Source organism: Clostridium sp. FP1, assembly GCF_011065975.2.
In the GTDB taxonomy this organism is placed as follows: Bacteria; Bacillota; Clostridia; order Clostridiales; family Clostridiaceae; genus Clostridium_AD; species Clostridium_AD tagluense.
In genome coordinates, this window is the sequence record NZ_JAAMNJ020000001.1 from 198100 (window position 1) to 221544 (window position 23445).

Genomic DNA, 23445 nt, shown 5'->3' on the forward strand with positions numbered 1-23445 from the left:
AGGGTATCCTGGAAAGGATACCCTTAGTCAATTTTAACTTGTTCATTATTATTTACTAATACCTTGAAATTATTAGCGTTGGCATATTTTATAAACTCAGTCAAGTTAATTGGACTCTTATTTTTGTTTCCAGAAATAAATATAGAAATTTTAAAACCATCATCTGCATGTGCTTTAGTTAGGTATTTTTGCTTAATAGATTCATCTAGAATTAATGTTAAGGCCACGTCCAATGGTTTACCTTCTAAAGAAAGAAGTTGCTTAATCTTATAGCCTCCAGAGCTTACTCCTTCAACTTTTTTTATTTTATCTGTACCAGTTACCTCCATCTTTATAGAAGAATTCATGTCTACAATAACGGAATAATTATTTTTATTATCTAAATATAATTTTTTTATTGAAAATAAAAGTACTGCCATGCAACCAATTATCAACAAATATTTCCAAATGGCAACACTATGAAATTCTTCACCTGCATAGGGTTCACCTATTTTAGGTGAAGCCGCATGCTTTTCGAGAGTAGCAAATTCATTCTTTGCGGTTATGATATATACTTTATTTTTTTCAATATTGATTACTTTACCAGCTTTTCTCATAAAGGCACCTCTTTCATATGATAGATAGAATACATTAAATACTTATTAATACTTGACATAACGTGAAATAATTGGTATTTTCATTGTAGCACAGTATTAAATTGTGTTTTAATTGTAGAAGTATATAAAATATTTAACAGAATCGAAGATGATTAACGGCATCGAAGATGATTAATAATAAATAGAGGTATATTATGATAAAGATATTAGATAACAACGGTTACTTATATATAGGCATCTTAATTATAGCAAGCATTGCAATTGTTCATATAAAAATGCTAATGATTAAAAAATCTAATGAATTTGATAAGAAAATTAATGCTACTATTAATATATTTAGTTCTACAACAGATATCAATGATATTTTTAATAGGCTACTGGAAAATTTATATGAAATTTTAGATTATGATATTGCTATAAGTGTATTTAAAAATGGTAATAAATTTGAACTTATGGCCTGTCATGGGTGTAAAGAGGAAACAAACATAAGTAGTTATTTGAAGGATAATAAATGTATTGAACTACTAGAAAAAATAACAAAGCATGGGACAACCTACTATATTAAGGATTTAAAGAAAGCAGATTATACAAATTATAGCACAGGGATTCAATTATTATTATTATACCATATGAGAAGCTTATTTATAATTCCCATAATTTATAAAGATAATATATATGGGGCAGTGATAATGCTAAATCATAAAAAATCAGCTTATAATGAAAGCGAGAGAGCTAATGTTTTTTCCTTTGTTAGGCAAGTAGCCATAGCTGTAGAAAATGCTACGCTTTTTCAAAAACTAAAAGATGTGGATAAGATGAAAACAGATTTTTTATCGACTGTTTCTCATGAGCTCCGGACTCCATTAACTTCAATCATTGGCTTTGCAGAAATGGTTAAGCGTAAGTTTGAAGGAGTTATAGTGGAGGAACTAGATCTTGAAAATGATAAAAATAAAATAGCAGTCATCAAGATAAAGAGATATATAAATATAATTTTATCAGAAGGCGATAGGTTATCATGTCTTATAAATGATTTATTAGATATATCAAGGATGGAAGCTGGAAAAATCAGTTTGAATATGAGAGAAATTGATATAGAAGAAATTATAAACCAGGTAATAACCTTAACTAACCCAATTATTAGAGATAAATCTGTTCAAGTCATACTAAATATAAGAGAATCACTTCCTAAAATTATGGCAGATAAAGATAAATTACTTCAGGTAATAATTAACCTTATTTCTAATGCCATAAAATTCACGCAGCAAGGGTGTATCGTATGTACAGCTAGAGCGGTGGAAGAGAATGTAATAGTAAGTATTAGTGATACAGGGATTGGAATTAGAGAGGAAGACAAAAAAAATATATTTGAAAAATTCAGCCAAGTTGGTGATACTCTTACAAATAAACCTATGGGCACAGGCCTTGGACTAGCTATATGTAAGTATATTATTGAAGAACATGGTGGAGAAATATGGGTTGAAAGTGAAATAGAAAAAGGCAGTGATTTTTCATTTAGTATACCTATTTCAAGGAAAAAATAAATAAATATCATAGCCTTTGTATATAGAATAAAAAAAGTATTTCGTGTATAATATATTCATTGGAAACTTGTTGGAAGTTTACCAACTATAGCAAAAAAAAATGTTTATGACAAAATATTAACAAGTGCTGTGTAAATTGTGAAATACGTACTGAGATTTTATTTATAACGCTTGTGGTTCTAAAATCAAAGGGGGTGGATTTTTGAGGAAAACTGGAAAAGGATTTAAAGTTTTGTTACTTATATTCCTTACCATTATTTTATGTGGGAATTTTAAATATGTAATGGCAGTAGAAAACGCTGTCAAGATAGCCTTTGTAGGAGTAGATCATTCTCCATTAATTGCAGGGGATAGTGAAAGTTTTTATTTAACGGCTATGGGAGCTAAGAAAGTTAAATATAGAGTGTTTTTAATTGATGCTAACATGAATAAAAAGATAGAAATTACTAGTGGGTATACAGAATCATTAGATGCTAGTAAACCATATATGGTTACGCCTAGTGAAAAATTTAAATTAGGTAAATACAAGCTTATAATTTGGGTTAAAGAAGAAAACTCTGTAAAAAATTATGATAGTGAATACATAGCTAGTTTAAACTGTGTAAATAGAGATGACAATAATAGAGTGTATTCAGCAGGCGATGTTGATATTTCTAAAGATGTTTATACAGTAGGCGAAAAGGTAATGATAAATGGGATAAAAAATATTAGTGGAATGAAAGGTCCATATACATATAAACTTCATGTATATGATACTGAAACTAATGAATGGATATTAGATAATAAGGGATTTAGGAACAATTTAGAGTGGGTAGCTACGAAACCAGGAACCTATGTTTTAGTAGTTTGGGATATGTCTTATAATTCTACACTCTGGAAGACCATGATTAAAAGTCCAGAAAGTAAGTTATATGAAGGATGGAAGCTTAAAGTTATTACAGTAAAAGATACGGAGAAAAGTGTACAAGTATCTTTTGTGGGTGTTGGACATTCGCCATTAGTGGCAGGTGAAAAAGAGAAATTTTACATTACTTCAAAGTATGCAAAAAAGGTTCAATATAGAGCTTGGATATATAGTGATAACACAAAAACATCCGAAGATATCACTAATGGTTATACTCCTTTAGTGGACGCAGATAAACCTTACGAGATTTCTCCAGATAAGAAGTTTTGGGTTGGAAAATATAGACTTGTGGTACGGGTTAGAGAAGAAAAATCACTGAAGGAAGAGGATAATTATTATGTTTCTTATCTCAATTGTGTTGAAAAAAACGATAGTAATAGAGTTTATACCATAAATGATATGGATATAGAGAAAAGTACTTTCAAAGTAGGGGAGAAAGTAACAGTAGGTGGAATTAAAGATATAAGTGGAATGGCTGGACCATATACTTATAAGCTTCACATTCTTAATACTACAACAGGTAAGTGGACGCTAGATAGTAAAGAATATAGAGGGAAAACAGAATGGACCCCCACTGAACCTGGCACATACGTTTTAGATTTATGGACAATGTCTTCTAATTCTACACTATGGCAAGTTATGAAAAGTTATCCAAGTAGAAAACTCTATGAAGGTTGGAAATTAAAAGTTATAAAAGTTGTACCTGAAAACGACGATGGTAATGAAGTAGAACCAGCAAGGCCATACACCGTAGTCAATGATTTTGAAGAATTGTATGCTGCTATAGAAAACAAATATGATGTAATAATAAATGATGCTAAGGTAGCTGCAGTATATGATAAAGCGAAAGACATCGTAAATAATATAACTAATAATAATATGAGTGATTTAGAGAAGGAATTAGCTATACACCAATATGTTGTAAAAAATACAGCTTATGATTATGAAAATTATAAAAATGGAACATTGACGGAGGATTCATATACGGCTTATGGAACATTAATTATTGGAAAGGCTGTTTGCCAAGGATACGCTGATACAATGAAGTTACTATTAAATTTAGCGGGAATAGAAGCTAAAGTAGTAAAAGAAGATGCCTATGTAAAAAAAGAGCCCCATGCTTGGAATTTGGTGAAAATAGATGGGGAATATTATCATCTAGATGCCACCTTAGATGATCCAGTTCCAGATGAAGGGGATAAGGTGGCATATGCTTATTTTAATTTATCTGATGAAAAAATATCTAAAGACCATGAGTGGGTGAGGAAGAATTACCCAATAAGTGTCAATGAAAAATTTCAATATTTACAATCAATGAAACATGCTGTTATTGATGGAACTTGGATATATTTTACTAATTCGTTAAATGAGGATAAACTATATAAAATGTCATTGGATGGAAAAATACAAGCGAAACTTGTTGATTCTGTATCTTGGTTTGAAGCAGTAGATGAACAGTGGATTTATTACAGTAACTATTCAAATGGGGGATTTTTATATAAGATCAGAAAAGATGCTCTGGGAAATACTAAGTTAAATAATGAGTGGACTATGGACATTGAGGTACAGGGTGAATGGATCTTATATAAAAATGGTAAAGATAACAAAAATTATAAAATAAGAAAAGATGGAAGTGAGCGACAATTAGTAAATTAAGTATCTGAAAAAATATCAACGAAGTGGTTAGTTTCACAAGAAATTAACCACTTTGTTGATATTTAAATTAATTATGGGATAAGTTACAGCTTGTAGTAACAGATGATTTAGGGGAAAAAATAATGGAAAAAACCTTTGAAACTAAGAATACTTTAATTAAAGAGGTGAATTTATTAAAAGGGCAAGGTTTCTTTTATCTTAGTTACAATTCCTATGATAAGGGTGTCAATAGTTTAAATACTATAAAATTGGATAAAGAGCTAAAAGAGCTAGATAGAGCGAAAATAGAAAATGTAACGGAGACCTATCAAATAGGTGAAGATACCCTAATAATGGGTTATAAGGATAAAATTCAAGTATTAGATATGGCTAAAAATTCTAAGAAGAATTTTGATATAAAGGGTGCAAGCTTATTTTCAGGTGTTAAAACTGGAAGTGGATGCATATTTACATATTCTAATGGAAAAGAAGGATTTAGTTATATAACTATAAAAGATGGAGTAGCATCATTGCCTAAATTAGCAGGAGTGCTTAACAAAAGCGATGCTATGACATTCATGCATACGGCTACCTCAAGCGATAGTGAAAATGGATATTTATTAATTGAATACAGTGTGCAAGGAGAAATTGTAGGGACTAGAGTTCTAGAATTCGCTCTGGATGGAAGCAGTAAGAACTCTAGTGAACTGTATATTGATAATAATAAAAATATATATAACGTGGTTGGAACTAATTCAAAAGAAGGGGCTAGATTTTTTGCCACAAATGATAGGATATTTGGGACTAAAGATAGGCAGCGGAGTATAGTTGACTTTATTTTAAAGGGCAATAAGGTAGCTAGCTATAGCTTTGCATCTAGACTATCAGGACTTACTACTTACCCTGCCATAAATGGAGATACGATTGCATATGCTAGTTACAATAAAGAAGATGAATATGGGATTTATATAGGATCACAAAATGATGGGTTTAAGAAAGCTAATAATATACATTTAGCAGTAGAAACAAAGCAGACCCAAATAAATACTCTACAGGGGCTATTATATAGTTTTGTTTATATAATATATCTTATTAAATGGACAATACCTGTAATCATGCTAATATCTATTATAACTTTTTTCTCTTACAGTTTTTCAGAGAAGAAAAAGAAATTATCTTTTATACTTATTTCCATTGTAAGCTTTGCATTAAAAACCTCAACTGTATTAAGCAACTCCTATGGAGATAGTTTGTATTTACTTCCACGAATTTTATCACAAAAATGGGTTGCAGTATTGATTTGTGCTGTTATAAGTACAATATGCTATTCCTTTGGATATAAGCTTTATAAAAAAGATTTAGAAGCAATGCCAATTGGTAAATTTGGTATAGCTTTAGTATTGGATACAATATTAACTATGATGATATTTGTACCTTTTTTTATTACATTTTAAAAATCTAATATAGTATGTCAAGCACTCTTAAATAAAAAATACCACAAACATTAAAAAAGTTTGTGGTATTTTTTATGTGCGCCCGGCATGGACGCAATCTAATGGGTGAAAGTCCCTAGCACGGGTTAATAGTGCCAAGTGCATAGCTTAAGACAAGGGTGTCCATGGTGACGTGGAATCTGAAGGAAGTCGGCGGCAAAACTCTGGTCTGACGAATAGAAACTACATATAAGGCATGTGCTTGTGGGTAAGTTTGCATAACATAACGAAGCCCAAAACTATTCGAAACAAGTGGTGTAAATGTAGCAGATAGATGGAGTGAAAGATTGCGTTCTTACCCGGGGAGATCTTAGGTAAAGGTTATAGAGATGAATTTTGAAATAACAACCTTTGCAGTGATGTAAAGTTGAAATCTAAGAAGTCAGCAGACGTCATAGTAGCAGAAGGTTCATGAGCCTTCGGTGAAGGACTGAACGATAGGAGGTTTTGAAACTTTGAAAAACACAAAGAAATGTGATAAAAGCAGACAACTTCATAATGAAGGTTACCTACAAAAGGATAGAGTGGAACTCGAAGAGTATGTAGGAGCGCCGAGCATTTCATTGACGATAGAAAAGAGACAGAACGCCGAAAATAAATACACCAATGGACTGTTTGAAAGGATTATTGACAGAAACAACTTAAATCAAGCATTTAAGAAAGTTAGAGCTAATAAAGGTAGTCATGGAGTTGATGGTATGAAGGTAGATGAACTTCTACAATACTTGAAAGAAAATGGCGCCAGCCTTCGGCAATTACTATTGGAAGGTAGGTATAAACCTAATCCAGTAAGGCGAGTAGAAATACCTAAGCCTGATGGAAAGAAACGACCACTAGGAATACCAACTGCTGTAGACAGAGTAATACAACAAGCTATCGCTCAAGTTCTAAATCCAATATTTGAAGAGAAATTTTCGGATAATAGTTATGGATTTAGACCAAATAGAAGTGCACACCAAGCAATTCGGAAATGCAAAGAATACATGGATAAAGGTTACAAGTGGGCAGTAGATATTGATTTGGAGAAATACTTCGATACTGTAAATCATGACAAATTAATAGGATTGGTTTATAAAGAAGTAAAGGATGTTAGGGTAATATCCCTTATAAGAAAATATCTTCAAGCGGGAGTAATGGAAAGAGGAATTTTTAATACCTCTCAAAAAGGTGTACCGCAAGGTGGCAATCTTTCACCATTACTTAGTAATGTCATGTTAAATGAGTTGGATAAAGAGTTAGAAAAGCGAGGATTGCACTTCAGTCGTTATGCTGACGACTGTGCGCCACGAAAGCGTATTAAGCAACTCGCACGAGTGGCTTAATATAGCTATGCTATACAGATGATGGAGGAGGGCCCTCCGAAATCGCCATGCAGGTGGAGATTTCAAACTACCTTAAGGTGCTGTAATCAAAAGTTATGGTATTGAGCGTTAAGGAAAAGGCAGAGGTAATCTGTCAAGTATGTACTAAAGAGATGAATGAGCATGTGAACCACTTACGAAAATGTCGAAAGCGTAGAGATTCCATCAAAACCAGGGGGTGATCGTTAACTTGGGATAAGCCTAGAGGAAACCTGTTTACTGGCTAGGCGGTGGGCGGCATAAAGGTGGCATGAATTTAGTACAGGCATTTGTATGGAACGTGGGAACCTACGGCTTGATGTTAAGAGAGTATTTCAAGCAGAAGAACTGTGAGAAAAGAGTATCGATGCAAGCATAGGGGCAGATTGAGTCGTAGTAGTGAAGAAACTTCTGCAATGGAAGTGGAGCGAAGGACTTCGAGTTATTCAGTTTCAGAAATAAGTCAACTTTGAAAAGGAGGAGGAACTTATGACAGAAACAAAGCCGTTTAATATTTCTAAAAGAGCTGTAGTTACAGCTTATGAGAAAGTTAAAGCAAACAAAGGAACGTATGGAGTTGATGAACAGTCAATCGAAGATTTTGAAAAGAATTTGAAAAATAATTTATACAAAGTTTGGAATAGGATGTCATCAGGAAGTTACATACCCCAACCTGTAAGAGCTGTGGCAATTCCAAAGAAAAGTGGAGGGACTAGATTACTAGGAATACCTACTATTGAAGATAGAATTGCTCAGACGGTAGTTAAACTATATTTTGAGCCGGAAGTGGAGACTATGTTTTATGAGGATTCTTACGGATATAGACCTAATAAATCTTCAATACAAGCAGTTGAAATCACAAGAAAAAGGTGTTGGAGAAAAGATTGGGTTCTTGAATTCGATATAAGGGGACTATTCGATAATATCAGACATGACATTCTAATGAAAATGGTAAAGAAACATACAAATGAAGAATGGATTATTCTATATATTCAAAGGTGGTTAACTGCACCATTTCAAATGGAAAATGGAGAATTAGTTCCAAGAATTTCCGGTACCCCGCAAGGGGGTGTCATTAGTTCGGTACTTGCGAATCTGTTTCTACACTATGTATTTGATGACTTTATAACAAAAGAATTCAAAACAATTCCGTGGGCAAGATACGCAGATGATGCAGTAACACACTGTGTATCCCTAAAACAGGCTAAATATCTACAAAGACGCTTGCAAGAAAGATTCGAAGAATACGGATTACAGCTGAACCTTGATAAAACAAAGATTGTATACTGTAAAGATGATGATAGAAAGGGAGATTATCCAAATATATCATTTGATTTTCTAGGATATACATTTAAGCCTAGAGGTGCTAAGAGTAAATACGAAAAGTATTTTACAAGTTTCTTACCAGCGATAGCAGACAAGGCAAAGAAATCAATCCGAAAAGAAGTTAGAAGTTGGAGAGTACAGTTGAAGGTAGACAAAAATTTGTGGGATATATCAAATATGTTTAACAAAAAGATACAGGGTTGGATAAACTATTATACACATTTCTATAAAACAGAAATGTATGCAGTATTAAGGTATATCAATAATGCTTTAGTCAAATGGGTTCGAAGAAAGTATAAGAAAAGAAAACACAGACGAAGAGCAGAATATTGGTTAGGATGTATTGCGAAAAGAGATAGAAATTTGTTTGCACACTGGAAAATGGGAATATTACCAACAGCCGAATAATGGGAGCCGTATGAGCCGAGAGGTTCACGTACGGTTCTGAGAGAAACTAAGGGGGAAGTTCCCTTGGTTTACTTACTGTAATATTTATTTAAAATCAAAGAAATCAGCATACCGTGTAATGGCAAGTATAACAAGGTTTATAGAAGAGGATTTGAAACTCAAAGTCAATAAAGACAAGAGCAAGGTCGACAGACCGTGGAAGCTGAAGTATTTGGGATTTACATTTTATCCAAAGAAAGGTGAAATGGGAATAAGAGTACACCAAAATTCTGTTAAGAAACTTAAAAGTAAGCTCAAAGAAATAACAGGAAGAAGTAATGCTATGAGTATGGAACTTCGTGCTATTAAACTAAGACAAGTTATAGTTGGATGGGTAAATTATTTTAAATTAGCAGATATGAAAAGTATACTTAAAACCTTAGACGAGTGGCTAAGACGAAGGATTCGCTTATGTTATTGGAAACAATGGAAGAGAATTAAAACAAAACATGATAATCTCAAAAGGCTTGGTATTGATGAATACAAAGCTTGGGAATATGCGAATACAAGAAAAGGCTATTGGAGAATATCCCATAGCCCAGTCTTAACAAGAACTCTAACTAATAAATACCTTAAAGAACAAGGCTTTATAACCTTAACTGAAAAATTTATGATTAGGTAATTCTTATTGAACCGCCGTGTACCGAACGGTACGCACGGTGGTGTGAGAGTTGCGCCTTGAAAAGTTCAAGGAATACAAATGACCTGAAATGGTCATCTTGATAAAGCTTAGCCAGCAGTCAAGTACCGAGTCTTGCGTGGTAAATGGTAACATTTACTCCGAAGCGTAGACAGGAAGATAGCAGGCCGGAATAAAGTGAAGAGGATAATTAGCCCCGAAATTGAACGTGTTGTGAAATAGCCGACTTTATCTCTCTGTTGGGAAGGCAGTAACGAAATATCTGTTAAAGGTTAGGATATTAGTTGTTTCCGGGGTTCGTACCTACGGCATGTTATCAATGGATTCCTTGGGAACAAGGGAGATCCGTCAGGTTTCCGCAGAATGTGGATAGTATTAAACAAGCCTTACAAAGCAAGAATAATACAATGATTTGACGGAAGTCTTACTGACTGATAGTACTTTGAGGTAGGGAAAGCCTACTACGTGGGGAAGCGGTCAGCAAAAGTTGAATTCTTTCAACGAAACATAAGCTCCATTCAATGGGAGGATACGAGCCTTAATTCAAAGTAAGGAGGAACTCAGTTATGACAACAAAATTGGAAGAAATAGCAGTAAAAGCTCGAAAAGAAACAAATTTAAAATTTACATCTATAGCGCATCATGTAACAAAAGAACTAATACATGAAAGCCTTATGCATATGCCTAATAATACAGCTAAGGGAATAGATGGTATAGATGTAAAAGAAGCAAAGGATTACTTTGATATATGGGCTGATAAAATGATTACGTCAATCCATAGAGAAAGCTACAAACCCCCAGCAGTTAGAAGAGTTTGGATTCCTAAGCCTGGAAAAACAGAAAAACGACCAATAGGAGTTCCATGTGTCGCAGACCGTGCATTGCAGCGAAGTGTTGCAACTGTACTTTCTACAATATATGAACAGGACTTTCTGGATTGTTCTTTTGGGGGAAGACCTAAAAGGAGTGCGCACAATGCACTTGCGACTATAAACGAAACAATTTCAGGAAAGAAAGTAAGCTGGGTTTTGGAAGCAGATTTAAAGAATTTCTTTGGGAGTTTAGACCATGAATGGTTACTCAAATTTGTGCAACATCGAGTCGGAGACCCCAGAATGATAAGCCTTATAAATAGGTGGCTTAAAGCAGGAGTAATAGAAGATGGAAAACTAGAGAGTAGTGAAATTGGAACCCCTCAAGGAGGGTCAATAAGTGTTCTACTTAGTAATATTTACCTTCACTATGTACTAGATTTATGGTTTGAGAAAGTAGTAAAACCCAAATTAAAGGGCGAGAGCTACTTGATTAGGTACATAGATGATTTTATAGTATGTTTTCAATATAGAGAGGATGCTATAAAATTTCAGAAAGTACTAAGCAAAAGACTTGCGAAATTTGCATTGCAAATAGAGCCAAATAAAACGAGATTAGTTGAATTTGGAAGATTTTCTAGTAAGCATGCAAAGGAAAAAGGTAAGAAAATGGAGACATTATATTTTCTAGGGTTCACACATTTTTGTACAAGGAACAGGTCAGGAAATTTCATGGTAGGAAGAAAGACAGAGAAAACGCGATTAAATCGAGGAATAAAGAAGATAACAGATAAAATGCGAGAAATAAGGCATAGTCCTATAAAAGAACAAGTGAACAAGATAAATCAAATTTTAAGAGGACATTATAACTACTATGGAATGGGTGGAAATCTAAAATCCTTGTTTAAAATTTATAATAAATCAGAAAATTACTTTAAGAAAATGCTAAGTAGCCGAAGTTGGAAAGGAAATGTAAACTGGGATAAATACAGAAAAATCAAAGAAAAGTTTCCGTTGTTGCGACCGAAGATTTCAATTCCATTTGTAAAAATGAAATCATACGCAATACTGTAAATCAACTTTTGAAGAGCCAGGTGCGGGAAATCCGCACGCCTGGTTCCGTGGGGGTCTGGGTTGTGAATTGCGCAACCCTTCTACCCGGAGTCGCTAAATAAATTAATTATTTAGCTCCTACTCGATTTATAGTATAGGAGAAAGCAATCTTGAAACAGATTCCTTGAACTTAACGGTAAAACTTCTATTAGTATATTTTTCGAGCGTTAGCTCCTCACAAAACTTTAAATCATCATTAAAAAAATCATCTAGCTTAGAGGTTATATTTTTATCATATATAAAAGCATTAATTTCAAAGTTTAAAGTAAAGCTTCTAATATCTAGATTAGCAGTACCTACAGAGCTTATAGATCCATCAATAGAAAGGAATTTACTATGAAGAAAACCCTTAGTGTAGGTATAACATTTGACACCAGATTCTAATAACTCTCCCATGTACGATGTGGAAGCCCAATACACAAAGGGATGATCTGGCTTACTAGGTATCATAATACGCACATCTACTCCAGATAAAGATGCTATTCTTAAAGCCTCTAATATACTGTCATCTGGAATAAAATAAGGAGTTTCAATATAAATATTTTTTTCTGCTTTACTAATCATTTTTAAATAACCATTTTTAATAGAATTGAAAGTGGAATCAGGACCGCTTGAAACCATTTGAAGACCGGTTTTCCCAAGGTGGGTTCTGCGTGGAAAATATTTGCTATCAAAAACAGAATCTTCATTGGAAGCAAATCTCCAATCCATTAGGAAATGCAATTCCAATGCATCTATTGAATCTCCTTGTATGAATAAATGGGTATCTCTCCAAAAACCAAACCTTTTAGAAAGTCCTAAATATTCATCACCAATATTAAACCCACCTATAAAGGCATACTCCCCATCAATAGTGCAAATTTTACGATGATTTCTAAAGTTTACTCTAAGATTTATATAAGGAAGAAATGGTGGAAAGAAACATGCGATTTTTCCGCCAGCTTCAGTTAAAGAGGCGAAAAAAGATTTAGGAACTTTGAGGCATCCCATACCATCATAGAGTAATTTTACCTCTACTCCTTGTTTAGCTTTTCTACATAGAATATCAAGGATAGTATTTCCTAAATTATCATTTTGAAATATATAATACTCCATATGAATATATACTTTTGCACTTTCAAGATTTTCTTTAAGTTGATCAAACTTTGATTTACCATCAGTAAATATAGTTACTTGGTTATTATTAGTGTAAAAGGCATTATCACTACAAAGATTAAGTTCCATCATATCAGAATATTTACTCAAAAAAGGATTAGTTTTAATTAGTGATTCATTGTTTAAATATTCTTTTTGTTTATCAATAATTGAGGTGAGATTTTCTTTTTCTTCTTTTTTTAGCAAAAACATTCTTTTCTTTTTTAAATTTTGACCAAGAAATAAGTATAATATAAACCCTATGCTAGGTAAAAATAGTAGAACCATAAGCCAAGTCCATGTGCTTGCAGGGTTTTTTCGTTCAAAAAAGACAACTGCTAAAGCAAAAATGATATTTATAAAAAATAACAAATTGAAAAAACGTAATAATAGTTCACTTGTAAACATATGAGCCTCCAAAAATTCATTATATAACATAACTATAGTATACATATAAAAGTGTATAAAGAAACATGTAAAAATAAAATATCTATATTACCATTGAATATTTTTTAAAAAAAATAAATAATTCAATTTTATAATTTATATTAGTAAAGGAATAGTGAGTTATATGGTATAATAATATTAAATTGCAAAAGTCAATTTATGGGGGATAGGGGTATGGGCGTGGTTCATAGCGAAATTAATGAGGAAATAAGCCAATCCTTAGAGCTTATAAAAGAATTAGAGCATGTGGTAAGTGAGATTCAAAAAAATGAAGTCTTATTTAGTTCTGACATTCAAAATATGTCCTTAGCGAACAAACTGAGTATATTAGATAAATGGGTTAGTTACGTAGGATGTTATAATAGACTTAATGAAATCAGGAAAAAATATAAAAATGAACTTATATTAAAAAGTGAAGAAGATTCACACATTAAATTTAAAAATATATTGTTAATTTATGCTTCTACCATAGCAATACGAAAAAACTCTATATTATTGGCCAGCATCATAGATAAAAACAAGTATCTGGAGTCGATGTTAAATGAAAGCAGGCCTGAATACAATATTAACAAAAAACAATATTATTACATTACACAAGAAATTACAGAAATTTCTTATATGATATCTTTGTTTAGAAATAAACATTACTTTGATTTTATGGTGAAATACTATGAAGTTTCTGGGTATGAAAGAGAATTATTAGATTATGCAAGTTATAATTATTTAAATGTAATTAAGCTTGTTAGAAATCATAGAAGTATTGTTTTTAACAACATGATCCAATTTTTCGGAAAAAATGTTTTTGATTTTTGGTTCCCATTTCAAAAATGGGTTGCTATAAGTATTACTGGAGTAGATTATTCTAGTAGAAAAGAAAAGTATGTTAGCAATGAAGATGTTAATATTATCAAAGGTGAATTGCTACCAGGTGATGTACTTTTAAAGAGAAATAATTACCAATTAACCAACATGGGATTACCTGGATTTTGGACTCATTCTGCTATGTATATAGGATGCTTAGAAGAATTAGATAAGTATTTTGAGGACATGCCACTAGGGGATTATTTGTGTGTGTCAGATTATTTAAAAGTAATATATCCTAAAGTATACTATAGTTTATGTGGAAAAAATAATAGACAATATATTATAGAAGTTATTGCCCCTGGTGTGGTAATAAATTCTCTAGAAGTTATTGCAAAAGTTGATTATTTTTCTGCACTACGCCCTAAACTATCAAAGGAAGACAAATTAAAGGCACTATTTGTAGCCTTTGAATATTTAGGAAAGGCATACGATTATAATTTTGACATTATGACAGATAACGCTTTGTTTTGTAGTGAACTAATTTATAAGTCTTATTTATCTTCAAGTAATAAGAAAGGGATTACATTTATATTAGAGCCAAAAGCAGGGAGATTATTACTTTCACCTAATAGTATTATTAAAAAATTCGATGCAGAATTTAATAGTGAAAATGCGGAACTTGATTTTGTGCTATTTTATGATGGTAGTGAGAGAGAAAGAAAAGCTGTAAGGAAAAGTGCAAAAGATTTAAAGACAACTTGGAAGTTGAATAAGTGGGCAATTGTAAAGCGTAGGATCATTTTAAATACAGAAACAAGGTATCCTGTAGTAAAATTTCATTCAGCAGTATCAAAGTTAAGAATTATTTTATATGGTATGTTTTATTAATCATGATATATGTATATAATATAAGATATGTATTAAAAAACACAGTCAAAATATTAGATTAAACTCTAAAATAGAAAGTAGGATAAATAATAAATATGAGAAATATAAAAATTGTAATAGAATATGATGGTACTAAGTATAAAGGATGGCAAAGACTTGGAGACAGTGACAATACTGTGCAACACAAAATAGAAACTGTTTTAAGTAAGATGGCTGGAGAAAATATCGAAATTACAGCTTCAGGTAGAACAGATGCAGGAGTTCATGCAACAAATCAAGTAGCAAATTTTAGAACAGACGCTACAATGCCTACACATAAGATGCGTAGTTATTGCTATGAATATTTACCTGACGACATTGTAGTTAAGACAGTGGAAGAAGTAGATTTAAATTTCCATGCTAGATACAATGCCAAGGTTAAAAAATACGTTTACAATATATGTAATAACAGGGCGCATAATGTATTTAATAGAAAATATGAATATCATATACCACAACCTCTAAATGTTGAAAAAATGAGAAAAGCAGCAGGATATTTAATAGGAGAACATGATTTCCAAAGTTTTACAACACTTAAAACTAAGAAAAAATCTACTGTCAGAAATATTTATACTATAAATATTGTTAATGAAGATGGAAATGTAGAAATTAGTATTCAAGGAAATGGATTTATGAAAAATATGGTAAGATTAATAGTTGGAACCCTTGTTGAAGTAGGCCTAGGTGAAAGACCTGCAGATGGAATCAACGATATTTTAGAGAAAAAAGAAAGAAAATATTCAGGACACATTGCACCAGCTAAAGGATTATTCCTAGAAGAAGTTAATTATTAAAAACTTAGCGGTTACTAGATCATAAATTTTTAATAAGATTAAATGGTTATAAAAAATAAATGTGATATTGATACCTCTCCTCCAAATGTGTTAAAATTTGGAGGAGAGGTATTTTTGCGGGTATTACTAAATATCAAATGTCAAATATAATATAGTAATATTTATAAATACAAGCTTTACTATAATATTGTATTGCTGTATGATAATGTTATAAAACATATAATATCTAATTATAGTACGAAGGTGGTAGGTTGTGGGAAAGTTGTATAATAATATTAGTAATACTGAATATTTAAAATTTAAAGTAATGGATAATATAAAAAAAAATAGCTATAGTAATAATTATTTTGGGGAAGATTTTATTTCCATTCCTGCTATAAAAAAAATATCTAATTGTATTGTTGACTTTATTGAAGGTGACTATGTTTTAGAAAAGGTCACAGGATATAATGAAATATCACATATTATTATTAATAATATGCTTAAATATATTGAAGTGCAAGGCACTGAAAAGCTTAATATTGGATTTATTATAAGAACCTTTAAGTGCTATAGAAACTCATATATTGATGTTGTTTTAGAAGAAGGCTGCAATAATAAAGTTAAGCTGAGAATTACTAATTATATAGAGAGATTTTTTGATAAATTAGAAATAGTAGCTTGCAGTCAGGGGTTAAGTAGCAGTAAAGTTAAGAAAACTGAAGATGCATTAATAGAGAGTGAAAACCGATATAAAAAGCTTTTGGAAGTTATGCCGGATGCTGTGTATGTAAATGACAATGGGAAGATTGTGTATACAAATAAAGCTGGTGCTAAATTAATGGGATATTTAGATCCAAAAGAAATATTAGGAAAATCATCATATGAACTTTTGGAAATTGATGATTATAATAAAACATTAATAAAACAGCAAGAGGATATTACTATGAGAAGTGGATATTTACCTCCAGCCGAAAGAAAATATTTTAGGAAAAGCGATGGCAAATTTTTGGAAGTAGAGACTACTTCCACAGTAATATCATATGAAGAAGAAAAAACAATTTTAAATATTACAAGAGATATATCTGAGCGTAAAAGAATAGAATTTTTAAAACAAAAGGTTAGACAAAAAACATTTTTATTAAATAAAACTATTGAATATAATAAACTCAGAACAGAATTTTTTGCAAACATATCTCATGAATTACGAACACCACTAAATATGATACTAGGAACTATTCAGCTCGTAAATATTACAAATAATGATAAGAATATAATAAACCCTAATATTAAGGTTGAAAAATACATGTCTATCATAAAGCAAAATTCTTATAGATTATTGAAGCTGGTAGATAATCTTATAGATATCACAAAAATCGATGCAGGCTACCTAGATATTAGTCTACAAAATGATGACATTGTGAAAGTTGTAGAGGACATAGCACTATCTGTAGTAGAATATGTTGAGAGTAAGGGCTTAGAACTTATTTTTGATACGGATATTGAAGAAAAATATATGGCCTTTGATGCAGATAAGATAGAAAGAATTATGTTAAATCTAATATCAAACGCTATTAAATTTACTAAACGCTGTGGGCGAATATATGTTAATATATATGACAAACAGGATACTATAGTAATAGCTGTAAGGGATACGGGAATTGGCATACCACTAGAAAAACAAAAGGAAATTTTTGAAAGGTTTAGTCAGGTTGATAAATCACTATCTAGGAAACAAGAAGGTAGTGGTATAGGGTTATCTTTAGTGAAGTCATTAGTTGAAATGCATAAAGGAAAAATTTACATTAACAAAAAAATAACTAAAGGTAGCGAATTTATAATTGAGCTGCCAGTTAAGGTTTTAGATAGCATAAAAGAAAGCAATGAAAATTATAACGCAGCCGAAAATTATATCGAAAGATCGAAGATCGAATTTTCTGATATATACTCATAAAAGCAATTAAGGGACTAATAATATTAGTCCCTTAATTGCTTTTATGAGTATGAATATAAACTGGATATTTGTTTCAAGATACTTTCTATATTTGCATATAGTGAATTATAGTATACCTTCATTTTTTAATATATCTTCAATTTCATCAACTTTTTTAGAAAGAATATAAAAACTTTCTTTTAATACATTTTTGGGAAGAGGGGTTTCTTTTATAGTTTTTTCTAGGGCTTCTATAGTTTCTAGTGCAGCATCAATTCCCTTTTGTGCTAGTTTTATGTTTGTTTCTTTCATTTTTTAATCTCCTTTAACTTATGTTATTTTTTAGTATATATATATGTTCTAATGTTAATAACCACTAATTTGGAATCAATAAGAAATTTTATTTTATGGAAAATCACAAAATCACATTTTCTTATTCTTATAAACCTTGTTTTTAATATCTTTTAAAATGGAATCTAGCCCCTTGAATTTTAAGTCGGGAAAAGCTTTTATAAGCCTTGAGTAATCAGGGTATTTTTTAATAACCAAGGAGTCATATTTTAATTTCAATTCCTTTACAATATTTTCAATTTCAGATTTCTTCTTACTTACTTTCATTTCGGCACTTTCGATTAATCCATCCAACATAACTTTAAGTTCAGATATGTCCTTAGTATTCCCTAAATTCAATTTGAAATCTGAAAGTTTCTCAGTTAATTCTGAATATACTGTATTTATTTGGTTTAACAGGGAGCGCAATTTATATATTGTTATTACAGTAATTGTAAAATCGGCAATGAAATATAGGAGAGTAATATAGAAAAGTATTATGCCGGGTGTAGGTGGTATTGAATTTACTATATAAACAATATATGGATGAACTACCTTCAAAATAAATATGGAAACAAGCCCCCATATTATAGAAAAAGATAAGCAGATCCTTCCATGAAGATTATAGGGTTCGTAACTATAATCCCACCAAGTACTATTAAACGTAGTTTCTAAAATATATCCTGTTATGTATTCTAGAAAAGAAGTTAAAATTACTGAACCTAAAAAGAGAAAAATATAATTAGATTCTATAGGTTTTAGTAAAACAATTATTGATAGTGTACCAAAACCATAAATAGGGCAAAAGGGACCATGGAGGAAGCCTCTATTAACAAATTCATTTTTCTTTATTGTAGCGTACACTGTTTCAAGGCACCATCCCATAAAAGAATAGATAATAAAATAATAAAAAAGTGTAAATACACTAAAATTTAATAAGGGTACATTAATCATATAGTAACTCCTTTTTTCATTGTCAATTGTATATGCAACAAGAAAATAATAACACAAAAAATGTTTTTTTTATAGTATATGCAACCAATAAAATATTAATATATGCAATTATATAGAAATGGATACATATATATTAATTAAGCACTGATTTAAATGCTAGGGGGAAAATGTATGATTAATATTATTTGGTTTTTAATTCTATGCCTAGGTATAATTATTGGGATTTTTACAGGAAAAGCAGAAATTCTATCAAAGGCTGTTATTTCATCAACATCTAGTGCGGTTGAACTCGTAATAGGTCTGGTTGGAATGATGTGTCTTTGGTGTGGCATAATGAAAATTGCTGAAAAAAGTGGATTAACTGATAAACTGGCAAAGGTACTTAGGCCAATTTTAAAAGTTATATTTAAAGAAGCTGGAAAAAACCAGAGTGCAATGTCTAGTATTACTATGAATTTAACAGCAAATATGATGGGGTTATCTAATGCTGCCACTCCTTTTGGTATAAAAGCTATGGAAGAAATGCAGAAAATTAATAAGGTTAAAGATACAGCTAATAATGACATGGCATTATTTTTAGTTTTAAATGCTGCCTGTATTCAGTTTCTTCCTACAACAGTGATATCTATAAGAGCTGCTTACAATTCACGAAACCCAGCAATTATTATACTGCCAGCTATAATTGCAACGGGTACTGCTGCGATTTTAGGCGTAGTTTATTGTAAAATTTTACAACGGTATTTTTAATTTGAAATATCTCTATTGAAATTTAAATGGGGCAGGTGAAATGGTGTGATTTTGAGTAATTTACTATCATATGTATTAAAGGGTATAATTCCAATTATTATTGCATTTGTAGTAATATATGGAGTTATTAAGAAGGTGAAGGTATACGAGTGCTTTGTTGAAGGAGCAAAGGATGGAATAAGTATTTGTCTTAGGATTTTTCCATACCTTCTAGCTATGATTATAGCTGTTAATGTATTTAGAGCTTCTGGTGCTTTAGACTTTTTTATTTATTTAGTAAAACCGGTTGTTGTGCTTATTGGACTTCCGCCGGAGGTTGTTCCTTTGGTTTTAATAAAACCTCTTTCAGGAAGTGGAGCCCTAGGAGTATTTACTGACATCATAAAACAATATGGTGCAGATAGTTACATAGGACGGGTTTCATCTATAATAATGGGCTCAACGGAAACAATCTTTTATACCTTGACAGTATATTTTGGAGCAGTAAATATAAAAAAAATTAGACACACCTTATTGGCAGCTATACTAGCAGATATTACAGCAATTATAATGGCAGTTAACTTAGCCAAGTTTTTCTTTTAGTTGAATTTTAAAAAGTTAAACAATTACATAATAAGAAAACAGTTATAGGATATATTGTAAAAAAAGAGAAAGTATGATAACATAATAGGTATGTTAATTTGGTGAAAGATTGGTAAGCTAGAAAATATACCATAAGAGTAGATAACAATTAATAATTGTTATCTACTCTTATGGAATACAGGAGGGTTAAAATATGATTGAAATTACGAATGTAAACAAAAGTTACAATGGCAAGAATAAAGCTGTAGACAACATAAGTTTAACTATAAGAGATGGAGAAATATTTGGGTTTTTAGGTCCAAATGGAGCAGGTAAAACTACTACCATAAAGATGATTACAGGAATATTAAGTGCTGATAGCGGAAAAATCACTATTAATGGAATTGATATAGAAAAAAATGATTTAGAGGCTAAAAAACAATTTGGATTTGTACCAGATAATCCGGACATGTTTTTAAGGCTTAAAGGTATCGAATATTTAAATTTTATGGCTGATATTTATGATGTTCCAAGTATTGTTAGAAAAGAAAAGATTGAAGCCTTAGGAAATAGATTTGAAATGAGTAATGCATTAACGGACCAAATTCAAAGTTATTCTCACGGCATGAGACAAAAGATAATGATTATGGGCGCACTCCTTCATGAACCAGAAGTTTGGATTTTAGATGAACCAATGACTGGACTTGATCCTAAATCTTCCTATGTTTTAAAAGAAATGATGAAGGAACATGCAAATAAAAAGAAAAGCGTATTTTTCTCAACTCATGTTCTAGAAGTAGCTGAAAAACTATGTGATAGGGTTGCAGTAATAAACAAGGGGAAAATATTGTTCTGTGGAACTCTAGATGAACTAAGGGATCATTTTAAAGCAAGTGGGTCCCTAGAGAAAATCTTCTTGGAGATGACTGAAAATGAGTAAGTTTATAGCGCTAACTAAGGTGCTGTTAAAAACAGGAACTGGATCCTCTAGCAGTAAGAAAAATAAAAACAAGATTAAGGGGCTATTGCTTGGACTAATTTTAGTACTAGCATTCACACCGATGGCAATAGGGTTTGGAGAGTTCATATTTGCGGCCTATGATGGATTACATCAAATTGGTCAGGAAGCTGTTATATTGGGATTTGGACTATCTATTGTTAGTGTGGTTATTTTCTTCTTTGGTATATTTTATGCTATGAGCATATTTTACTTTTCTATGGATGTAGAAAATTTATTACCACTACCTTTTAAGCCTTGGCACATTATGGGAGCTAAATTTACTGTAGTATTAATTTATGAATACCTTACAGAAATTATATTTTTTGCGCCTACACTAATTGCTTACGGGATAAAGAGCGGTGGAGGGGTATTTTATTATATTTATGGAGTTATAATATTTTTACTATTGCCTATAGTACCACTAGTAATTGCCTCTGTAATTAATATGATTATAATGAGATTTACTAATATTGCAAAGAATAAGGACAGGTTTAGATTAGTAGGCGGACTTATAGCTATGGGCTTTGGTGTAGGAATCAACATATATATCCAGAAGTTTTCACAAGATTTAAGTGGAGCAGAAATTACTGAAATGTTCTCAAAGGGAAATAACTCCTTAGTTGAGTTGGCAACAAAAATGTTTCCAAGTACTAAGATAGCTGTAAATAGTCTGATTAATACTAACAATATTAAGGGTATTATAAATTTAATCCTATTTATAGCCATAACACTGGCTGCAGTAATGATATTTATAATATTAGGTCAAGCATTGTACTTTAAAGGGGTTATGGGAGTATCTGAAACATCTTCAAAGCGGAAGACACTTAGTAGTAAAGAACTTACAAATAATACAACACAAAATTCTTCCTTAAAGGTATATATATTAAAAGAATTAAAGATTTTATTTAGAACGCCAATTTATTTTATGAATTGTGTGCTTATGAATTTTTTATGGCCCATATTTTTACTTATACCAATTTTCGCTCAAAAGGGCGGTTCAGGTCAACTTAAGGAATTAACTGGTTTTTTACAAAATGGTAAAAGTACAGGTATAGTATTAGGTGTTTTTTTTGCATTTATGGTTTTTTCATCTTGTAGCAATTCAATCGCAACTACAGCAATATCAAGAGAAGGTAAAAATCTATTTATGTTAAAATATATACCTATGAAATATAAAGATCAGCTTATGGCAAAAGCATTATCGGCAGTAGTACTCGGAGTAGCTGGAATGCTTATGATAAGTATACTTGCTTTGATATTACTTAAATTGCCATTGGATTTAGTTTTATTAATGATTATAGTTGGTTTTTTAGGAATAATATTTACATCATTTATAGGAATATTTATTGATTTGAATTTTCCTAAACTTCAGTGGGATACAGAGCAGGAGGTAGTTAAGCGAAACTTTAATGTGATGATTAGTATGATTATTTGCATAGCTTTAGGCGGGCTTATGGTATTTATGATTATCAAGTTTGAACTAACTAAATGGATAGTATTTGTCTTAATAGTAGGTTTATATGGGGTTTTTGATTTACTGCTATATTATCTACTAGGTACAAAAGGAGTAAAAATGTTAAGAAAAATAGAATCATAAAATATTGATGCTCTAAGTATAATTTTATGGCTTTAGGATAAAATGTGTCAAGCATTTTTGAAAATGTCCTCAAATATTTAAAACATTAGCACCAGTTTTTCTGGTGCTTTTATTAATTTGGGTTACTTAATGAATGTTGCACAAAGTGGCTATAAGATTATTTAATTACTTTGAAATTTTCCTAAAATCTTTTCTAAATATCTTTTAGCCGTAGGCTTATAATTGGGGGTCCATTAAAGCTTAAAGGTCATTTTTGAAAATGTGTATGAATCCTTCTATTTATATTAGCGTAGCTAATGGATGAGAATCCATTTCTTTTTATTAATTTGATTTTATTATTTATGACTTCCATTGGTCAGTTTCTTAATCTATTATCAAAGTATATTTT

The 23445-nt window shown here is 31.2% G+C and carries 18 protein-coding genes; 14 read left to right on the plus strand and 4 right to left on the minus strand.

What is annotated here, in order from left to right; genetic code table 11:
* Window positions 1-23 precede the first annotated feature (23 nt).
* On the minus strand, window positions 24-596 hold the full coding sequence (locus G9F70_RS00950; protein ID WP_164947249.1) for a hypothetical protein: 573 nt from the start codon (window positions 594-596) through the stop codon (window positions 24-26).
* Between the two features lie 194 nt (window positions 597-790).
* Between G9F70_RS00950 and G9F70_RS00955 the strand changes: the two genes are divergently transcribed.
* From G9F70_RS00955 to ltrA (G9F70_RS00985), 7 genes are all read left to right on the plus strand, one after another.
* Window positions 791-2140, plus strand: a complete 1350-nt coding sequence (locus tag G9F70_RS00955; RefSeq protein WP_164947250.1) for a GAF domain-containing sensor histidine kinase — start codon at window positions 791-793, stop codon at window positions 2138-2140.
* A 202-nt stretch (window positions 2141-2342) separates the two neighbouring features.
* Window positions 2343-4700, plus strand: coding sequence for a DUF5050 domain-containing protein (locus G9F70_RS00960; RefSeq protein WP_164947251.1), 2358 nt, complete (start codon window positions 2343-2345; stop codon window positions 4698-4700).
* 122 nt (window positions 4701-4822) lie between these two features.
* Window positions 4823-6133, plus strand: coding sequence for a hypothetical protein (locus tag G9F70_RS00965; RefSeq protein WP_164947252.1), 1311 nt, complete (start codon window positions 4823-4825; stop codon window positions 6131-6133).
* Between the two features lie 494 nt (window positions 6134-6627).
* Window positions 6628-7494, plus strand: coding sequence for a group II intron reverse transcriptase/maturase (gene ltrA / locus G9F70_RS00970; protein ID WP_224617365.1), 867 nt, complete (start codon window positions 6628-6630; stop codon window positions 7492-7494).
* A 507-nt stretch (window positions 7495-8001) separates the two neighbouring features.
* On the plus strand, window positions 8002-9246 hold the full coding sequence (gene ltrA, locus G9F70_RS00975) for a group II intron reverse transcriptase/maturase (protein ID WP_224617366.1): 1245 nt from the start codon (window positions 8002-8004) through the stop codon (window positions 9244-9246).
* A 118-nt stretch (window positions 9247-9364) separates the two neighbouring features.
* Window positions 9365-9907, plus strand: a complete 543-nt coding sequence (locus tag G9F70_RS00980) for a group II intron maturase-specific domain-containing protein (RefSeq protein ID WP_224617367.1) — start codon at window positions 9365-9367, stop codon at window positions 9905-9907.
* 584 nt (window positions 9908-10491) lie between these two features.
* On the plus strand, window positions 10492-11811 hold the full coding sequence (gene ltrA, locus G9F70_RS00985) for a group II intron reverse transcriptase/maturase (RefSeq protein WP_164948105.1): 1320 nt from the start codon (window positions 10492-10494) through the stop codon (window positions 11809-11811).
* Window positions 11812-11937: 126 nt separating this feature from the next.
* Here the strand turns inward: ltrA (G9F70_RS00985) and cls are convergent, their stop codons facing one another.
* Entirely contained in the window at window positions 11938-13392 is a 1455-nt protein-coding gene (gene cls, locus G9F70_RS00990; protein ID WP_164947885.1) for a cardiolipin synthase, read from the minus strand.
* Window positions 13393-13605: 213 nt separating this feature from the next.
* On the opposite strand from cls, the gene G9F70_RS00995 reads away from it, so the two are divergent.
* The 3 genes from G9F70_RS00995 (at window position 13606) to G9F70_RS01005 (ending at window position 17889) form a co-directional block, all read left to right on the plus strand.
* Window positions 13606-15123, plus strand: coding sequence for a YiiX/YebB-like N1pC/P60 family cysteine hydrolase (locus G9F70_RS00995; protein ID WP_164947884.1), 1518 nt, complete (start codon window positions 13606-13608; stop codon window positions 15121-15123).
* A 95-nt stretch (window positions 15124-15218) separates the two neighbouring features.
* Window positions 15219-15956 (plus strand): tRNA pseudouridine(38-40) synthase TruA, encoded by a 738-nt coding sequence (gene truA, locus G9F70_RS01000; RefSeq protein WP_164947883.1) that lies wholly within the window; start codon window positions 15219-15221, stop codon window positions 15954-15956.
* A 253-nt stretch (window positions 15957-16209) separates the two neighbouring features.
* Window positions 16210-17889 carry an ATP-binding protein gene (locus tag G9F70_RS01005; protein WP_164947882.1) on the plus strand — a complete coding sequence of 560 codons (1680 nt, stop codon included), beginning with the start codon at window positions 16210-16212 and terminating at the stop codon, window positions 17887-17889.
* 105 nt (window positions 17890-17994) lie between these two features.
* Here the strand turns inward: G9F70_RS01005 and G9F70_RS01010 are convergent, their stop codons facing one another.
* Both G9F70_RS01010 and G9F70_RS01015 read right to left on the minus strand, forming a co-directional pair.
* Window positions 17995-18180: a hypothetical protein gene (locus G9F70_RS01010; RefSeq protein ID WP_164947881.1), complete on the minus strand. Its 186-nt coding sequence runs from the start codon at window positions 18178-18180 to the stop codon at window positions 17995-17997.
* A gap of 111 nt (window positions 18181-18291) precedes the next feature.
* Window positions 18292-19152 carry a putative ABC transporter permease gene (locus G9F70_RS01015; RefSeq protein ID WP_164947880.1) on the minus strand — a complete coding sequence of 287 codons (861 nt, stop codon included), beginning with the start codon at window positions 19150-19152 and terminating at the stop codon, window positions 18292-18294.
* Window positions 19153-19323: 171 nt separating this feature from the next.
* Between G9F70_RS01015 and G9F70_RS01020 the strand changes: the two genes are divergently transcribed.
* The 4 genes from G9F70_RS01020 (at window position 19324) to G9F70_RS01035 (ending at window position 23057) form a co-directional block, all read left to right on the plus strand.
* A complete protein-coding gene (locus G9F70_RS01020; protein ID WP_164947879.1) occupies window positions 19324-19899 on the plus strand; it encodes a nucleoside recognition domain-containing protein in 576 nt (191 codons plus the stop codon).
* A gap of 51 nt (window positions 19900-19950) precedes the next feature.
* Window positions 19951-20481, plus strand: coding sequence for a spore maturation protein (locus tag G9F70_RS01025; RefSeq protein WP_164947878.1), 531 nt, complete (start codon window positions 19951-19953; stop codon window positions 20479-20481).
* Between the two features lie 193 nt (window positions 20482-20674).
* On the plus strand, window positions 20675-21400 hold the full coding sequence (locus G9F70_RS01030) for an ABC transporter ATP-binding protein (protein WP_124996879.1): 726 nt from the start codon (window positions 20675-20677) through the stop codon (window positions 21398-21400).
* Window positions 21393-23057: a putative ABC transporter permease subunit gene (locus G9F70_RS01035; protein ID WP_164947877.1), complete on the plus strand. Its 1665-nt coding sequence runs from the start codon at window positions 21393-21395 to the stop codon at window positions 23055-23057. Before G9F70_RS01030 ends, G9F70_RS01035 begins: the two co-directional genes overlap by 8 nt.
* Window positions 23058-23445: the final 388 nt, after the last annotated feature.

Excerpts from the sequence above, each read along its gene's own strand:
- G9F70_RS01035 (WP_164947877.1), top strand. The coding sequence starts at position 21,393 with ATGAGTAAGTTTATAGCGCTAACTAAGGTGCTGTTAAAAACAGGAACT.
- G9F70_RS00995 (WP_164947884.1), top strand. The coding sequence starts at position 13,606 with ATGGGCGTGGTTCATAGCGAAATTAATGAGGAAATAAGCCAATCCTTA.
- G9F70_RS00950 (WP_164947249.1), bottom strand. The coding sequence starts at position 596 with ATGAGAAAAGCTGGTAAAGTAATCAATATTGAAAAAAATAAAGTATAT.
- ltrA (WP_224617366.1), top strand. The coding sequence starts at position 8,002 with ATGACAGAAACAAAGCCGTTTAATATTTCTAAAAGAGCTGTAGTTACA.
- G9F70_RS01010 (WP_164947881.1), bottom strand. The coding sequence starts at position 18,180 with ATGAAAGAAACAAACATAAAACTAGCACAAAAGGGAATTGATGCTGCA.
- G9F70_RS00980 (WP_224617367.1), top strand. The coding sequence starts at position 9,365 with ATGGCAAGTATAACAAGGTTTATAGAAGAGGATTTGAAACTCAAAGTC.
- G9F70_RS01030 (WP_124996879.1), top strand. The coding sequence starts at position 20,675 with ATGATTGAAATTACGAATGTAAACAAAAGTTACAATGGCAAGAATAAA.
- G9F70_RS01020 (WP_164947879.1), top strand. The coding sequence starts at position 19,324 with ATGATTAATATTATTTGGTTTTTAATTCTATGCCTAGGTATAATTATT.
- ltrA (WP_164948105.1), top strand. The coding sequence starts at position 10,492 with ATGACAACAAAATTGGAAGAAATAGCAGTAAAAGCTCGAAAAGAAACA.
- G9F70_RS00955 (WP_164947250.1), top strand. The coding sequence starts at position 791 with ATGATAAAGATATTAGATAACAACGGTTACTTATATATAGGCATCTTA.
- G9F70_RS00965 (WP_164947252.1), top strand. The coding sequence starts at position 4,823 with ATGGAAAAAACCTTTGAAACTAAGAATACTTTAATTAAAGAGGTGAAT.
- G9F70_RS01015 (WP_164947880.1), bottom strand. The coding sequence starts at position 19,152 with ATGATTAATGTACCCTTATTAAATTTTAGTGTATTTACACTTTTTTAT.
- truA (WP_164947883.1), top strand. The coding sequence starts at position 15,219 with ATGAGAAATATAAAAATTGTAATAGAATATGATGGTACTAAGTATAAA.
- cls (WP_164947885.1), bottom strand. The coding sequence starts at position 13,392 with ATGTTTACAAGTGAACTATTATTACGTTTTTTCAATTTGTTATTTTTT.